Here is a 15536-nt window from a genome sequence, read left to right as displayed (position 1 = left end):
CCGCTCCGGTATGCCGGATCAGCGCAGTCGCACGCCCAGCGCGGTCTGCACGAGTGCCGCGTGCAGCTTCACCGTGAGGCCGGCGAGTTCCTTCGTACGGGCCTCCGCGTGCGCCCGCGTCTGCGGATTGCGGTGCCGCCGCAGGGGGGCGACCACCTGGTCCACCAGTCCCGCGTCACGCTCCGCAGCGGCCTTCATCGCCCGCAGATGGCGCGGCTCGATCCCGAAGCGTCCCAGCTCGACGACGAGCGCGGCGACGGTCACCGCCTCGGCGTCGTACACACCGTCCGGCAGAGGCCCGATCAGCCCGTACGACTCCCACTCCTGGAGCTGCTGCTCGCCGATCTCCGCGGCGGCCAGCAGCTCCGCACGGCCCACCCGGGCCGCGGTGGGGCCTTCGGGTTCGCCGTAGAGCTCCCCCGCGGGTTCTCCCTCACCGGCGTCGCGCTGGCGGCCCACGGAGGGCAGACGCACCTTCTCACCGCGCTCCAGGGCGTCCAGGTGCTCGCGGATCACCTTCAGCGGGAGGTAGTGGTCGCGCTGCATCCTCAGGACGTGGCCGAGGCGTTCGACATCGTCCGCGCTGAACTTGCGGTACCCCGAAGGGGTCCGCCGCGGCTCGACGAGCCCCTCCGACTCCAGGAATCGGATCTTGGAGATGGTGACTTCGGGGAACTCGTCGCGCAGCATGTTCAGCACCGCGCCGATGCTCATCAGCCCACTGTCCGTGGCGGCGGTACCGCTGCCGGCACCGCCGCTCGGTGTTTGAAGCATGGACATTCCCTCGGTGTCCCCCCGGACGGAGTTGGGGGAGGGTCAGACGCCCTGCTGGCTCGCGTAGAACACCAGCCGGTACTTGCCGATCTGCACCTCGTCACCGTTCGACAGCGGGACCTGGTCGATCCGCTCCCGGTTGACGTACGTGCCGTTCAGGCTGCCGACGTCGGCGACCGTGAACGAGCCGTCCGCGACGCGACGGAACTCCACGTGCCGACGCGACACCGTCACGTCGTCGAGGAAGATGTCGCTCTGCGGATGACGCCCCGCCGTGGTCAGCTCACCGTCCAGCAGGAAGCGGCTGCCCGAGTTGGGGCCACGGCGCACCACCAGCAGCGCCGAGCCGACCGGCAGCGCGTCGACCGCCGCCTGAGCCTCCGGGGAGAGCATCGGCGACGCCGTCTGACCGGTCACCTCGGCGTCGTACGCCTCGATGCCGGAGATGGAGATCGTGGACGTCTGCTCCGAGGGACGCTCCGGTCCACCCCGCAGCGGCGCACCGCAGTTGGAACAGAACCGGCTGTTCTCCGCGTTGCGGTTCCCGCACCTCGAACACACCTGGGCCGACATGGACGGATCCTCCTGCCGCGGCTGCCCACCAGGGGCATGGGACGCATACGGATCGGAGGCGAACCCTCCACCCGTGCTTGAGGCTGACGGTTCCCCGAAACCTATGCGGCCCGGCTGGGCAGGGTCAACAGACGACGCGCCCTGACCGCCGGGACCGGTGACCTGGTCCCGGAACAGCGGGCGATCGCCGCTCTGGGCCTCCGCGTCTCCCTGGCGCGGTGCACGGTGACGGGCAGTCGCGTTGTCGCCACTGTCCTCTCGCGTGCTCTTGCCGAACAACTTCGCAAACAACTTCACGGGCGATTCCCCTTGACCGAAACAGACCCGCCCGTGGGGCAGGACGAACCCTGATTGAACACACCGGTCGACCCGGACATCCTCACAACGTCCGTATCCACCAGACAGTTTCCACCACGCACCACCCATTCGGTGCGCCGACCCCCCGCAACCTCCTGCCCTCGCCCGGCGACCCCCATGCGACCGCCGTTCACCGGGAGGACGACTGAGCGTAGTCAGGCCGCTCCGCCGGTCGCAAGGCATCGACGACGATCTTCGTCGAGCCGTTCACCGTGACGGTGGCCTGCTCCTTCTCCAGCGTCTGCACCACACCTCCCGGAATGTTCAGCGCCGGCTCCAGATCCTGCGGCTTGCCGATGACCTTGAAACGATACGGCTGGGTGATCTTGTTCCCGTCGACCTTCACTCCGCCTCCGGAGTCGGCCAGATAGGTCCCGGCGACCACGCGCACGCCGTTCACCTGGATCGCCTCCGCACCGGCGGCGCGCAGCTCCTGGATCGCGTCGAGCAGCATGTCCGCCTTGACCGTCCCCTTCGCGTCGTCGATGGTCAGAGTGATGCCAGGACCCTGAGCGGCCACGGTGCCCGCCAGAATGCCGAGTTGCTTCTGCTTCTCGACCGTCTGCTTGCGGGCCTCCTCGGCCTGGTTCGAGCTGTTCTCCAGCTCGGTGCGCTGATCCTCGAGTCCTTGCTTCTCGTCCTCAAGACGCTGAGTGCGGCTGTCGAGTTCATCGAGGATGCGCACGAGATCTTCCTGACGCGCGCCGCGCAGCGCGCTGTCGCCGTCGCTGTTGGACGCCACCTGCACGGCCAGGCCGAAGCCGAGGCCGAACAGCAGCACGGCGACGATGAGTTGGGCACGCGACACCCGCGGCGGCCACAACCCCTCGACCAGCCTCCGACGGCCGGACGGAGGCGTCTCGACGTTCTCGTCGGCCGTCTCCGGTTCGGGCTCCCGAGCGGCCGCGGGGACCTCTGCGGGCAGCTCCTCGCGCAGCGGGTTCTCGGGTGCTTCCTCTTCGATCTCTTCGATCTCGTTGTTCTCGTTGTTCTCTTCGTTCTCGCTACTCATCGGCCTCACGCCCGGAACACATGCCGGCGGATCGCCGCGGCGTTGGAGAAGATCCGGATGCCGAGGACGACCACGACACCCGTGGACAGCTGGGCACCCACGCCCAACTTGTCACCCAGGAAAACGATCAGCGCTGCGACGACGACGTTCGACAGGAACGAGACCACGAAGACCTTGTCGTCGAAGATGCCGTCGAGCATCGCGCGCAGACCGCCGAAGACGGCGTCGAGCGCCGCCACAACGGCGATCGGGAGGTAAGGCTCGACAACCGCCGGAACCTCGGGCCGGACCAACAATCCAGCCACGACTCCCACGACGAGGCCCAGTACGGCGATCACGGTGTGCCCTTCTCTGTGCTCGGCTCTGCTGTACGTACGATCACACTCGGTGCGGCGGACAACCGGACGTCGCCCTCGGCTGAAATGCTGGTCCGGATGCCGTAGTTCTCCTGCAGGGCATGCAGATACAGCCCGTCGGCACTGTTCTGGAACCTGGTGCTGAGCCGCTGGCCGTCCCCCACCGCCAGCACCGTGTACGGCGGCACGAGCGGCTTGTTGTCGACCAGTATCGCGTCACCGGCGGCCCTGATGGCCGAGAGAGCGGTCAGCCGCTGTCCGTTGACGGAGATGGCCTCGGCACCCGACTCCCACAGACCGTTCACGACGCGCTGCATGTCACGGTCCCGGACACGTCCGGTGTCGGAGAATCCCGAGGTCTCCCGCGGATTGGTGCCGTCCCCGCCGGTGCTGGCTTCCTTGGCGTCGTTCACGACGAGCCTCACGCCCGGTCCGTGCACGGCCACGGCACCCGACAGGATGCTCACCAGGTCGGCCTGCCCCCCGCCGTCCTTCTTGAGCGCCGCACGCTGGCGGGCGCTCACATCGGCACGCAGGGTGTCGACACCGCTCTCCAGCTTGTCCGCGGCCGACGTCTCGCGCCCGACCCGGTCGATGAGCTCCTGACGCTCCTTGGCGACGACAGGGGCCGCTATCCGCGCGTTCGCCGCCCCCACGGTGACCACGAGCGCCGCGAGCACCAGACCCGCGGCGAGACCGAGCTTGGCCCGGACCGTCTTGGGCATGCCACCGACGCCCTCGGCCTCCCTACGGGCTGCCGCCTCGGCGTACCCCTCGTCGAGGCTGTGGTCCATGACGTTGGTGAGCAGCGACATGGAGGCGTCCGGGCGCGAGGGGCGCGGAGCACTGCTCCGAACGGGGGGCTGCTGCGGCATGCCGCACATCGTCGCACGTCGTGGGTGCTACCTCCGAATGGCCCCACCAGCGTGCCGGACAGGCCCCCTTGGGGACACATGTCCGACACGCACGAGTGAAGATCGTTTCAGCGGCCGGCGCTGTCCACAACGGCCGACCACTCGTCGAGCAGAGCCTCCGCGGAGGCGTCGTCCGGACCCTCAGCCCACAGATGGGTGACCGCCTCGGCAGGGTCCGGCAGCACCATCACCCAGCGCCCGTCCGTCTCCACGACCCGTACGCCGTCCGTCGTGTCCACGAAGCGGTCTCCCGCCTCCTCCACGACCCGGCGCATCACCAGACCCTTCACGGCCCACGGAGTCGCGAGGTCCCGCTTGAGGACGTGCGCCCGCGGAATCCGCGCGTCGATCTGGCTGAGCGTGAGCTGAGTCCGCGCCACCAGCCCGATGAGCCGTACGAACGCGGCCGCGCCGTCGAAGACGCCGCTGAACTCGGGAATGATGAACCCGCCGCGCGCGTCGCCGCCGAAGATCGTCGATTCCTCGCGGCCGACCCTCGTCAGGTCGTCCGGCGACGTGGTCGTCCATTCCACCTGCGTGCCGTGGTACGCCGCCACCTGCTCGGCGATCCGAGTGGTGGTGACCGGCAGTGCCACGCGCCCGCTGCGCCGCTCGGCGGCCACCAGGTCGAGCATGACGAGCAGGGCCCGGTCGTCCTCGACGATCCGCCCCTTCTCGTCGACGAGCGAGAGCCGCTCGCCCACCGGGTCGAAGCGCACTCCGAACGCGGCCCGCGCGGACGCGACGATCTCGCCCAGCCGCACCAGGCCGGCCCGCCGCGTCTCCACCGTCTCGGTCGGCCTGGACTCGTCGAGACCGGGATTGATCACCAGGGAGTCCACACCGAGCTTGCCCAGAAGGCTGGGCAGGACCAGTCCGGCACTGCCGTTGGACGCGTCGACGACCACTTTCAGCCCGGAATCGGCGATACCGGTGGTGTCGACGTTCCGCAGCAGCGATCCCGTGTACGAGTCGAAGACGCTGGCGGGAAAGTGCAGGTCCCCGATCTCACCCGGGAACGCGCGCCGGTACTCCTGCCGCGCGAAGACCCGGTCCAGCTTCCGCTGCCCGCCCTGCGAGAGGTCCGCACCCTGCCCGTCGAAGAACATGATGTCGACGGAGTCCGGCACTCCGGGCGTCGTCCGGATCATGATTCCGCCCGCGCTGCCCCGGGCCGTCTGCTGCCGGGCCACAGGGAGCGGTACGTTCTCGAGGTCGCGTACGTCGATGGCGCTGGTCTGCAACGCCGAGATCACGGCTCGCTTCAGCGCGCGGGCACCTCGGGAGTGGTCACGGGCCGTGGTGACGGTGGAACCCTTCTTGAGGGTCGTCGCATAGGCCCCCGCCAGTCGCACCACCAGTTCCGGGGTGATCTCGACGTTCAGGATCCCCGAGACACCACGGGCTCCGAAGAGGTGGGCCTGACCGCGCGACTCCCAGATCACCGAGGTGTTGACGAAGGCGCCGGCCTCGATGGTCTTGAACGGATAGACGCGGACGTTGCCCTGAATGATCGATTCTTCACCGACCAGGCACTCGTCGCCGATCACGGCGCCGTCCTCGATCCGGGCGGCACGCATGATGTCCGTGTTCTTGCCGACCACGCAGCCGCGCAGATTGCTGTGCTGACCGATGTACACGTTGTCGTGCACGACGGCCCGGTGGAGGAACGCGCCGTTCTTGACCACGACGTTGGAGCCGACGACGGTGTGTTCGCGGATCTCGGCGTTCGCCTCGACCTTGGCGTAGTCACCGATGTAGAGCGGCCCGCGCAGTACGGCGTCGGGATGCACCTCGGCGCCTTCGGCCACCCATACGCCCGGGGAGATCTCGAACCCGTCGAGTTCGACGTCGACCTTGCCCTCCAGGACGTCGGCCTGGGCCTTCACATAGCTCTCGTGCGTGCCGACGTCCTCCCAGTAGCCCTCGGCGATATAGCCGTAGACCGGCTTGCCTTCCTTCATCAGCTGGGGGAAGACGTCGCCGGACCAGTCGACGGAGACATCGGCGTCGACGTAGTCGAAGACTTCGGGCTCCATGACGTAGATGCCCGTGTTCACGGTGTCCGAGAAGACCTGGCCCCAGGTCGGCTTCTCCAGGAAGCGCTCGACCTTGCCCTCTTCGTCCACGATGGTGATACCGAATTCCAGCGGATTGGGGACGCGCGTCAGACAGACGGTGACGAGCGCGCCCTTCTCCTTGTGGAAGTTGATGAGTTCGGTGAGATCGAAGTCGGTGAGAGCATCGCCGGAGATGACGAGGAAGGCGTCGTCCTTCAACGCCTCCTCGGCGTTCTTGACGCTCCCGGCGGTACCGAGTGGCTTCTCCTCATTGGCATAGGTGAGCTCCATGCCGAGCTCTTCACCATCACCGAAGTAGTTCTTGACCATTGAGGCCAGGAACTGGACCGTGACGACGGTCTCGCTGAGCCCATGCCTCTTGAGCAGCCTGAGCACATGCTCCATGATCGGGCGGTTCACCACCGGCAGGAGCGGCTTGGGCATGCTTGAGGTCATTGGGCGAAGGCGTGTGCCTTCGCCGCCGGCCATCACGACGGCCTTCATGTCGGAAGCGTCCTCCTTGAAGAGACGACGGTACAGCCGACTTCACCCGTCCTGATTGTCCCGCAGTTTTCGAGCGCGGGCCATCGGGGCACTACAGCCGCCCAATCGGGCCGAGCTCAATCGGCCATGGTGTCCGCCCGGACCAACCGGCGGACCTGTACCACGTAGAGGACTCCTGCCCACCAATACAGCGTTGTACCCCATCCGGCGAACGCCCATCCGAAAATAGCGCCCACTGACGCGATCCAGCCGCTCGCGTCACTGAGCAGCAGCAACGGGAAGGCGTACATCAGGTTGAAGGTGGCCGCCTTCCCGAGGAAGTTCACCTGCGGGGGCGGATAGCCGTGCCGGCGGAGGATCCACACCATCACCAGCAGGACCAGCTCACGCGCGAGAAGCGCGGCCGTCAGCCAGATCGGAAGAATCCCGCGCCAGGTGAGACCGACGATCGTCGACAGAATGTAGAGCCGGTCGGCCGCGGGATCCAGCAGCCGGCCGAGGCTGCTGATCTGGTTCCAGCGCCGGGCGAGCTTCCCGTCCAGATAGTCGCTGATACCGCTCAGCATGAGCACGAGCAGCGCCCAGCCGTCGCTCTTGGGACCACCGAACTCCGGCCTGAGGATCAACCACAGGAAGATGGGTACGCCGACGAGACGCGCCATGCTGAGGATGTTCGGGATGGTGAGGACCCGGTCCGTCTGAACACGGGTCTCCTGGACCTCCACCCGGGGGCCTCCTGTGGGAAACGAGCCAACGATGCCCCCTGACCTTACCCGCAGCCCCGACGCCACGGCGCAGAGGGGGAGGCAAGGCGGTGGACGTCATCGGGGAAGATGGTGCGGGAAGATCCTGTCCGGAAAACAAAAAAGCTCCGGCTCTCGGGATATGAATTCCCAAGAGCCGGAGCTCTAATTTTAGTTCGGCGGCGTCCTACTCTCCCACAGGGTCCCCCCTGCAGTACCATCGGCGCTGTGAGGCTTAGCTTCCGGGTTCGGAATGTAACCGGGCGTTTCCCTCACGCTATGACCACCGAAACACTATGAAACTGTCAACCGGAGCCGTGGCATAGCTACGACGGTTGTTCGTGGTTTCAGAACCAACACAGTGGACGCGAGCAACTGAGGACAAGCCCTCGGCCTATTAGTACCAGTCACCTCCAGCGGTTGCCCGCCTTCCAGATCTGGCCTATCAACCCAGTCGTCTACTGGGAGCCTTAACCCCTCAAAGGGGGTGGGAATACTCATCTCGAAGCAGGCTTCCCGCTTAGATGCTTTCAGCGGTTATCCCTCCCGAACGTAGCCAACCAGCCATGCCCTTGGCAGGACAACTGGCACACCAGAGGTTCGTCCGTCCCGGTCCTCTCGTACTAGGGACAGCCCTTCTCAATATTCCTACGCGCACAGCGGATAGGGACCGAACTGTCTCACGACGTTCTAAACCCAGCTCGCGTACCGCTTTAATGGGCGAACAGCCCAACCCTTGGGACCGACTCCAGCCCCAGGATGCGACGAGCCGACATCGAGGTGCCAAACCATCCCGTCGATATGGACTCTTGGGGAAGATCAGCCTGTTATCCCCGGGGTACCTTTTATCCGTTGAGCGACGGCGCTTCCACAAGCCACCGCCGGATCACTAGTCCCGACTTTCGTCCCTGCTCGACCCGTCGGTCTCACAGTCAAGCTCCCTTGTGCACTTACACTCAACACCTGATTGCCAACCAGGCTGAGGGAACCTTTGGGCGCCTCCGTTACTCTTTAGGAGGCAACCGCCCCAGTTAAACTACCCATCAGACACTGTCCCTGATCCGGATCACGGACCCAGGTTAGACATCCAGCACGACCAGAGTGGTATTTCAACGGCGACTCCACACGGGCTGGCGCCCGCACTTCACAGTCTCCCACCTATCCTACACAAGCCGAACCGAACACCAATATCAAACTGTAGTAAAGGTCCCGGGGTCTTTCCGTCCTGCTGCGCGAAACGAGCATCTTTACTCGTAGTGCAATTTCACCGGGCCTATGGTTGAGACAGTCGAGAAGTCGTTACGCCATTCGTGCAGGTCGGAACTTACCCGACAAGGAATTTCGCTACCTTAGGATGGTTATAGTTACCACCGCCGTTTACTGGCGCTTAAGTTCTCAGCTTCGCCACCCCGAAGAGTGACTAACCGGTCCCCTTAACGTTCCAGCACCGGGCAGGCGTCAGTCCGTATACATCGCCTTACGGCTTCGCACGGACCTGTGTTTTTAGTAAACAGTCGCTTCTCGCTGGTCTCTGCGGCCACCCCCAGCTCACCGAGTAAATCGGATCACCAGTGATGGCCCCCTTCTCCCGAAGTTACGGGGGCATTTTGCCGAGTTCCTTAACCATAGTTCACCCGAACGCCTCGGTATTCTCTACCTGACCACCTGAGTCGGTTTAGGGTACGGGCCGCCATGAAACTCGCTAGAGGCTTTTCTCGACAGCATAGGATCATCCACTTCACCACAATCGGCTCGGCATCAGGTCTCAGCCTTAATGTGTGACGGATTTGCCTATCACACGGCCTACACCCTTACCCCGGGACAACCACCGCCCGGGATGGACTACCTTCCTGCGTCACCCCATCACTCACCTACTACAGGTCTGGACCGTCGGCTCCACCACTCCCCCTTGCCCGAAGGCTCCGGGGCGGCTTCACGGACTTAGCATCGCCTGGTTCAATGTTTGACGCTTCACAGCGGGTACCGGAATATCAACCGGTTATCCATCGACTACGCCTGTCGGCCTCGCCTTAGGTCCCGACTTACCCTGGGCAGATCAGCTTGACCCAGGAACCCTTAGTCAATCGGCGCACACGTTTCTCACGTGTGTATCGCTACTCATGCCTGCATTCTCACTCGTGAACCGTCCACCACTGCCTTCCGGCGCGGCTTCACCCGGCACACGACGCTCCCCTACCCATCACAACACCCGTTGGGGCTATACGCTGCAATGACACGACTTCGGCGGTACGCTTGAGCCCCGCTACATTGTCGGCGCGGAATCACTAGACCAGTGAGCTATTACGCACTCTTTCAAGGGTGGCTGCTTCTAAGCCAACCTCCTGGTTGTCTGTGCGACTCCACATCCTTTCCCACTTAGCGTACGCTTAGGGGCCTTAGTCGATGCTCTGGGCTGTTTCCCTCTCGACCATGGAGCTTATCCCCCACAGTCTCACTGCCGCGCTCTCACTTACCGGCATTCGGAGTTTGGCTAAGGTCAGTAACCCGGTAGGGCCCATCGCCTATCCAGTGCTCTACCTCCGGCAAGAAACACACGACGCTGCACCTAAATGCATTTCGGGGAGAACCAGCTATCACGGAGTTTGATTGGCCTTTCACCCCTAACCACAGGTCATCCCCCAGGTTTTCAACCCTGGTGGGTTCGGTCCTCCACGACCTCTTACAGCCGCTTCAACCTGCCCATGGCTAGATCACTCCGCTTCGGGTCTTGAGCGCGCTACTGAATCGCCCTATTCGGACTCGCTTTCGCTACGGCTTCCCCACACGGGTTAACCTCGCAACGCACCGCAAACTCGCAGGCTCATTCTTCAAAAGGCACGCAGTCACGACGCACTGAGTAAACTCAATGCGCGACGCTCCCACGGCTTGTAGGCACACGGTTTCAGGTACTATTTCACTCCGCTCCCGCGGTACTTTTCACCATTCCCTCACGGTACTATCCGCTATCGGTCACCAGGGAATATTTAGGCTTAGCGGGTGGTCCCGCCAGATTCACACGGGATTTCTCGGGCCCCGTGCTACTTGGGTGTCTCTCAAACGAGCCGTTGATGTTTCGACTACGGGGGTCTTACCCTCTACGCCGGACCTTTCGCATGTCCTTCGCCTACATCAACGGTTTCTGACTCGTCTCACAGCCGGCAGACTGTGAAAGAGAGATCCCACAACCCCTTGCATGCAACCCCTGCCGGGTCTCACACATACAAGGTTTGGCCTCATCCGGTTTCGCTCGCCACTACTCCCGGAATCACGGTTGTTTTCTCTTCCTGCGGGTACTGAGATGTTTCACTTCCCCGCGTTCCCTCCACATACCCTATGTGTTCAGGTATGGGTGACAGCCCATGACGACTGCCGGGTTTCCCCATTCGGAAACCCCCGGATCAAAGCCTGGTTGACGGCTCCCCGGGGACTATCGTGGCCTCCCACGTCCTTCATCGGTTCCTGGTGCCAAGGCATCCACCGTGCGCCCTTAAAAACTTGGCCACAGATGCTCGCGTCCACTGTGCAGTTCTCAAACAACGACCAACCACCCATCACCCTGCCCGGAGGCAAGTTCACTGGGGCCGGCACTGAAGGCAGCCTTTCGGCCGTACCTTCAGACACCCAACAGCGTGCCCGACACCTCAACCACTCGTGATCAGCTTTCCACGCTCCGAAGAGCAGTACTGGCAGCCCGAGATGACTGAGAGTGCCGAATAATCAACGTTCCACCCATGAGCAACCACCGTCGAACGTGTGCCGACGTAATGGCCCTGGACCACCAAGCAAGCTTGGCGGCCTAGATGCTCCTTAGAAAGGAGGTGATCCAGCCGCACCTTCCGGTACGGCTACCTTGTTACGACTTCGTCCCAATCGCCAGTCCCACCTTCGACAGCTCCCTCCCACAAGGGGTTGGGCCACCGGCTTCGGGTGTTACCGACTTTCGTGACGTGACGGGCGGTGTGTACAAGGCCCGGGAACGTATTCACCGCAGCAATGCTGATCTGCGATTACTAGCAACTCCGACTTCATGGGGTCGAGTTGCAGACCCCAATCCGAACTGAGACAGGCTTTTTGAGATTCGCTCCGCCTCGCGGCTTCGCAGCTCTTTGTACCTGCCATTGTAGCACGTGTGCAGCCCAAGACATAAGGGGCATGATGACTTGACGTCGTCCCCACCTTCCTCCGAGTTGACCCCGGCAGTCTCCTGTGAGTCCCCATCACCCCGAAGGGCATGCTGGCAACACAGAACAAGGGTTGCGCTCGTTGCGGGACTTAACCCAACATCTCACGACACGAGCTGACGACAGCCATGCACCACCTGTACACCGACCACAAGGGGGGCACTATCTCTAATGCTTTCCGGTGTATGTCAAGCCTTGGTAAGGTTCTTCGCGTTGCGTCGAATTAAGCCACATGCTCCGCTGCTTGTGCGGGCCCCCGTCAATTCCTTTGAGTTTTAGCCTTGCGGCCGTACTCCCCAGGCGGGGAACTTAATGCGTTAGCTGCGGCACCGACGACGTGGAATGTCGCCAACACCTAGTTCCCACCGTTTACGGCGTGGACTACCAGGGTATCTAATCCTGTTCGCTCCCCACGCTTTCGCTCCTCAGCGTCAGTAATGGCCCAGAGATCCGCCTTCGCCACCGGTGTTCCTCCTGATATCTGCGCATTTCACCGCTACACCAGGAATTCCGATCTCCCCTACCACACTCTAGCTAGCCCGTATCGAATGCAGACCCGGGGTTAAGCCCCGGGCTTTCACACCCGACGTGACAAGCCGCCTACGAGCTCTTTACGCCCAATAATTCCGGACAACGCTTGCGCCCTACGTATTACCGCGGCTGCTGGCACGTAGTTAGCCGGCGCTTCTTCTGCAGGTACCGTCACTTTCGCTTCTTCCCTGCTGAAAGAGGTTTACAACCCGAAGGCCGTCATCCCTCACGCGGCGTCGCTGCATCAGGCTTTCGCCCATTGTGCAATATTCCCCACTGCTGCCTCCCGTAGGAGTCTGGGCCGTGTCTCAGTCCCAGTGTGGCCGGTCGCCCTCTCAGGCCGGCTACCCGTCGTCGCCTTGGTGAGCCACTACCTCACCAACAAGCTGATAGGCCGCGGGCTCATCCTTCACCGCCGGAGCTTTTAACCCCCGCCCATGCAGGCAGGAGTGTTATCCGGTATTAGACCCCGTTTCCAGGGCTTGTCCCAGAGTGAAGGGCAGATTGCCCACGTGTTACTCACCCGTTCGCCACTAATCCCCACCGAAGTGGTTCATCGTTCGACTTGCATGTGTTAAGCACGCCGCCAGCGTTCGTCCTGAGCCAGGATCAAACTCTCCGTGAATGTTTACCGGTAATCCGGTGAAACATCATGAGAGCGGAACCGGAGGGAGGAATAATCCCTTCGGTTCACAGCGTCCTCGCTGATGCGCCTACCGGAACAATGCCCGGCAGGACTTTTTCAAAGGAACCTCGTCCCGACCGATCGGCCGGAGACGGGGTATCAACAAATCTGGCGTTGATTTTTGGCACGCTGTTGAGTTCTCAAGGAACGGACGCTTCCTTTGTACTCACCCTCTCGGGCTTTCCTCCGGGCGCTTCCCTTCGGTCTTGCGTTTCCGACTCTATCAGACCGTTTCCGTATCCGATTTCCTCGGTGCTTTCCAGGTTCCCGCTTCCGCGTTTCCCTTTCCGGCGAGTCCGACTCTATCAGTGGATTTCCGTCTCTCTGACCACCGTCCCGCAGACATGCGGAAGGGGACCCCGAGATAGGATCTGACAAGTTGGGTGCTGCCGGGCAACGACGCTTGGTCACGCCGCTCAGCCTCAAGCAGGAGTACGACTCTACATGGGGTGCGGGAGCGGGCGCAAATCGTTTGCCCTGCTCCTCTACGGCGCCAACCGGGATCTCTCGCGCGGAACCGGCACTTCATATGACATACCCTGCTCAACAGTGCGCTGTCCGGGACAGACAGGCAGTGACGGCCCGTATAGATCTCCACCCCTCGGAGGCTTCCCATGACCACCGTGACGTCCCCTCTTGCAGGACGCGCCATCGGACTCGCCGCGGTACCGGACCCCGTCTTCTCGGGGGCGATGGTCGGCCCCGGCACGGCGATCGACCCCGTGCGTGAGCCCTCGGAGGCTGTCGCTCCCGTCGACGGAGTGATCGTCTCCCTTCATCCGCACGCGTTCGTCGTCGTCGACGGCGAGGGCCACGGGGTGCTCACGCACCTGGGCATCGACACCGTGCAGCTCAATGGCGAGGGCTTCGAGCTGCTCGTCAACAAGGGGGACACCGTGACGCGCGGTCAGAGCGTCGTGCGCTGGAACCCCGCCGCCGTCGAGGCGGCCGGCAAATCCCCGGTGTGTCCGGTCGTGGCCCTCGAAGCCACGGCGGACTCCCTCTCCGACGTCCGCGAGAACGGCGATGTGAAGGCCGGCGACGAACTCTTCGGCTGGCAGTGACATCGACGCCGTCCCGGACGGCGCGTTCGACAACCATCACGGCGGCGATACCTGCCGCACTATCGGAGACGGGTGAGATGGAGACAACGCTGCGAGGCGTCGGCGTGAGCCACGGTGTGGCCATCGGCGAGGTTCGGCATATGGGAACGGCGGTTCTCGAACCGCCCGCCAAGCAGATCCCGGCGGAGGACGCGGGGCGCGAGCAGGGCCGTGCCCGCAAAGCCGTGGAGGCTGTGGCAGCCGACCTGATTGCGCGCGGCAATCTGGCGGGGGGCGAAGCCCAGGCAGTGCTCGAGGCTCAGGCCATGATGGCCCAGGACCCCGAGCTGATGGCCGACGTGGACCGGCGGATCGCCGTCGGCAGCACGGCCGAGCGTGCGGTCTACGACGCGCTGGCCGCGTACCGGGCGCTCCTGGCCGGCGCCGGCGAGTACCTCGCAGGTCGTGTGGCGGATCTCGACGACGTGCGGAACCGTATCGTCGCGCGGCTGCTCGGTGTGCCCATGCCGGGCGTCCCGGACAGCGACGAGCCCTACGTCCTGATCGCGCGTGACCTCGCGCCCGCCGACACGGCGCTGCTGGACCCGACCCTGGTGCTCGGCTTCGTCACCGAGGAGGGCGGGCCGACCAGCCACAGCGCGATCCTGGCGCGTGCCCTGGGTGTACCGGCCGTCGTGGCGCTTCCCGGCGCGGGTGAGCTCGCCGAGGGCACCGTGATCGCGGTCGACGGCAGCACGGGTGAGGTCTTCGTGGAGCCGAGCGAGGAGAAGAAGGCGCAGCTGGAGTCCGCGGCCGCCCAGCGCAGGGCGGCCTTGTCCGCCTCGACGGGTCCCGGCGCCACCTCCGACGGGCACAAGGTGCCGTTGCTGGCCAACGTCGGCGGTCCGGCGGACGTGCCCGCGGCAGTGGAGGCCGGGGCCGAGGGCGTCGGCCTGTTCCGTACCGAGTTCCTCTTCCTCGACGACAGCAAGAACGCGCCGTCCGAGGAGAAGCAGGTCGAGGCGTATCGCCAGGTGCTGGAAGCCTTCCCCGAGGGCCGTGTCGTGGTGCGGGTGCTCGACGCGGGCGCGGACAAGCCACTGGACTTCCTGACTCCGGCCGACGAGCCGAATCCCGCGCTCGGCGTGCGGGGTCTGCGTTCGTTGCTCGACCACCCCGACGTGCTGCGTACGCAGCTCAGCGCGCTCGCGAAGGCTTCGGACGGACTGCCTGTCTATCTCGAAGTGATGGCTCCGATGGTCGCTGACCGGACGGACGCCAAGGCGTTCGCGGACGCGTGCCGTGCGGCCGGGCTGCGGGCGAAGTTCGGCGCGATGGTGGAGATCCCGTCGGCCGCGCTGCGGGCCCGGTCGATTCTGCAGGAGGTCGAGTTCCTCTCCTTGGGGACGAACGACCTCGCGCAGTACACGTTCGCCGCCGACCGGCAGGTGGGCGCGGTGTCCCGTCTGCAGGATCCGTGGCAGCCGGCTCTGCTCGACCTGGTCGCACTGTCCGCGGAGGCGGCGAAGGCCGAGGGCAAGAGTTGCGGTGTCTGTGGTGAGGCCGCGTCGGACCCCCTGCTCGCCTGTGTGCTGACCGGCCTGGGCGTCACCTCCCTGTCGATGGGCGCGGCGTCGATTCCCTATGTTCGGGCCACGCTGGCGAAGTACACGCTGGCCCAGTGCGAGCGTGCCGCCTCGGCCGCGCGTGCCACGGACACGGCGGAAGAGGCGCGCACCGCGGCTCAGGCGGTGCTGTCCGGCGAATAGCCGGACCGTTCCGTCCACCGGGCGACCGCCTTGG

General features: G+C 64.4%; 9 protein-coding genes and 3 rRNA genes. 2 read left to right on the top strand and 10 right to left on the bottom strand.

The window, feature by feature from the left end:
* Nucleotides 1–18: 18 nt before the first annotated feature.
* The 10 genes from ftsR to OHT01_RS33065 form a co-directional block, all read right to left on the bottom strand.
* Entirely contained in the window at nucleotides 19–774 is a 756-nt protein-coding gene (gene ftsR, locus OHT01_RS33110; RefSeq protein ID WP_328556772.1) for a transcriptional regulator FtsR, read from the bottom strand.
* A gap of 42 nt (nucleotides 775–816) precedes the next feature.
* Nucleotides 817–1773: an FHA domain-containing protein gene (locus OHT01_RS33105; RefSeq protein WP_328556771.1), complete on the bottom strand. Its 957-nt coding sequence runs from the start codon at nucleotides 1771–1773 to the stop codon at nucleotides 817–819.
* A 61-nt stretch (nucleotides 1774–1834) separates the two neighbouring features.
* Nucleotides 1835–2716, bottom strand: a complete 882-nt coding sequence (locus tag OHT01_RS33100) for a DUF881 domain-containing protein (RefSeq protein WP_328556770.1) — start codon at nucleotides 2714–2716, stop codon at nucleotides 1835–1837.
* A 5-nt stretch (nucleotides 2717–2721) separates the two neighbouring features.
* Entirely contained in the window at nucleotides 2722–3054 is a 333-nt protein-coding gene (locus tag OHT01_RS33095; RefSeq protein ID WP_003988855.1) for a small basic family protein, read from the bottom strand.
* A complete protein-coding gene (locus tag OHT01_RS33090; RefSeq protein ID WP_328556769.1) occupies nucleotides 3051–3956 on the bottom strand; it encodes a DUF881 domain-containing protein in 906 nt (301 codons plus the stop codon). Before OHT01_RS33090 ends, OHT01_RS33095 begins: the two co-directional genes overlap by 4 nt.
* Before the next feature lie 98 nt (nucleotides 3957–4054).
* Complete coding sequence (locus tag OHT01_RS33085; protein WP_328556768.1) at nucleotides 4055–6550, bottom strand: mannose-1-phosphate guanyltransferase; 2496 nt, start codon at nucleotides 6548–6550, stop codon at nucleotides 4055–4057.
* Between the two features lie 116 nt (nucleotides 6551–6666).
* A complete protein-coding gene (locus OHT01_RS33080) occupies nucleotides 6667–7275 on the bottom strand; it encodes a CDP-alcohol phosphatidyltransferase family protein (RefSeq protein WP_328556767.1) in 609 nt (202 codons plus the stop codon).
* 192 nt (nucleotides 7276–7467) lie between these two features.
* Nucleotides 7468–7584: ribosomal RNA gene (rrf, locus tag OHT01_RS33075) — 5S ribosomal RNA — on the bottom strand.
* A gap of 86 nt (nucleotides 7585–7670) precedes the next feature.
* Nucleotides 7671–10794: ribosomal RNA gene (locus tag OHT01_RS33070) — 23S ribosomal RNA — on the bottom strand.
* Nucleotides 10795–11104: 310 nt separating this feature from the next.
* Nucleotides 11105–12630: ribosomal RNA gene (locus tag OHT01_RS33065) — 16S ribosomal RNA — on the bottom strand.
* Together the 16S, 23S and 5S rRNA genes form the textbook arrangement of a ribosomal RNA operon.
* Before the next feature lie 674 nt (nucleotides 12631–13304).
* Between OHT01_RS33065 and OHT01_RS33060 the strand changes: the two genes are divergently transcribed.
* Entirely contained in the window at nucleotides 13305–13754 is a 450-nt protein-coding gene (locus OHT01_RS33060) for a PTS sugar transporter subunit IIA (RefSeq protein WP_328556766.1), read from the top strand.
* A 77-nt stretch (nucleotides 13755–13831) separates the two neighbouring features.
* Entirely contained in the window at nucleotides 13832–15502 is a 1671-nt protein-coding gene (gene ptsP, locus OHT01_RS33055) for a phosphoenolpyruvate--protein phosphotransferase (protein ID WP_328556765.1), read from the top strand.
* The last annotated feature ends 34 nt before the right edge of the window (nucleotides 15503–15536 follow it).

The organism is Streptomyces sp. NBC_00358 (genome assembly GCF_036099295.1).
GTDB lineage: Bacteria > Actinomycetota > Actinomycetes > Streptomycetales > Streptomycetaceae > Streptomyces.
Note: the sequence above shows the minus strand (reverse complement) of the source record. Positions and strands in the feature narration are given on the sequence as shown.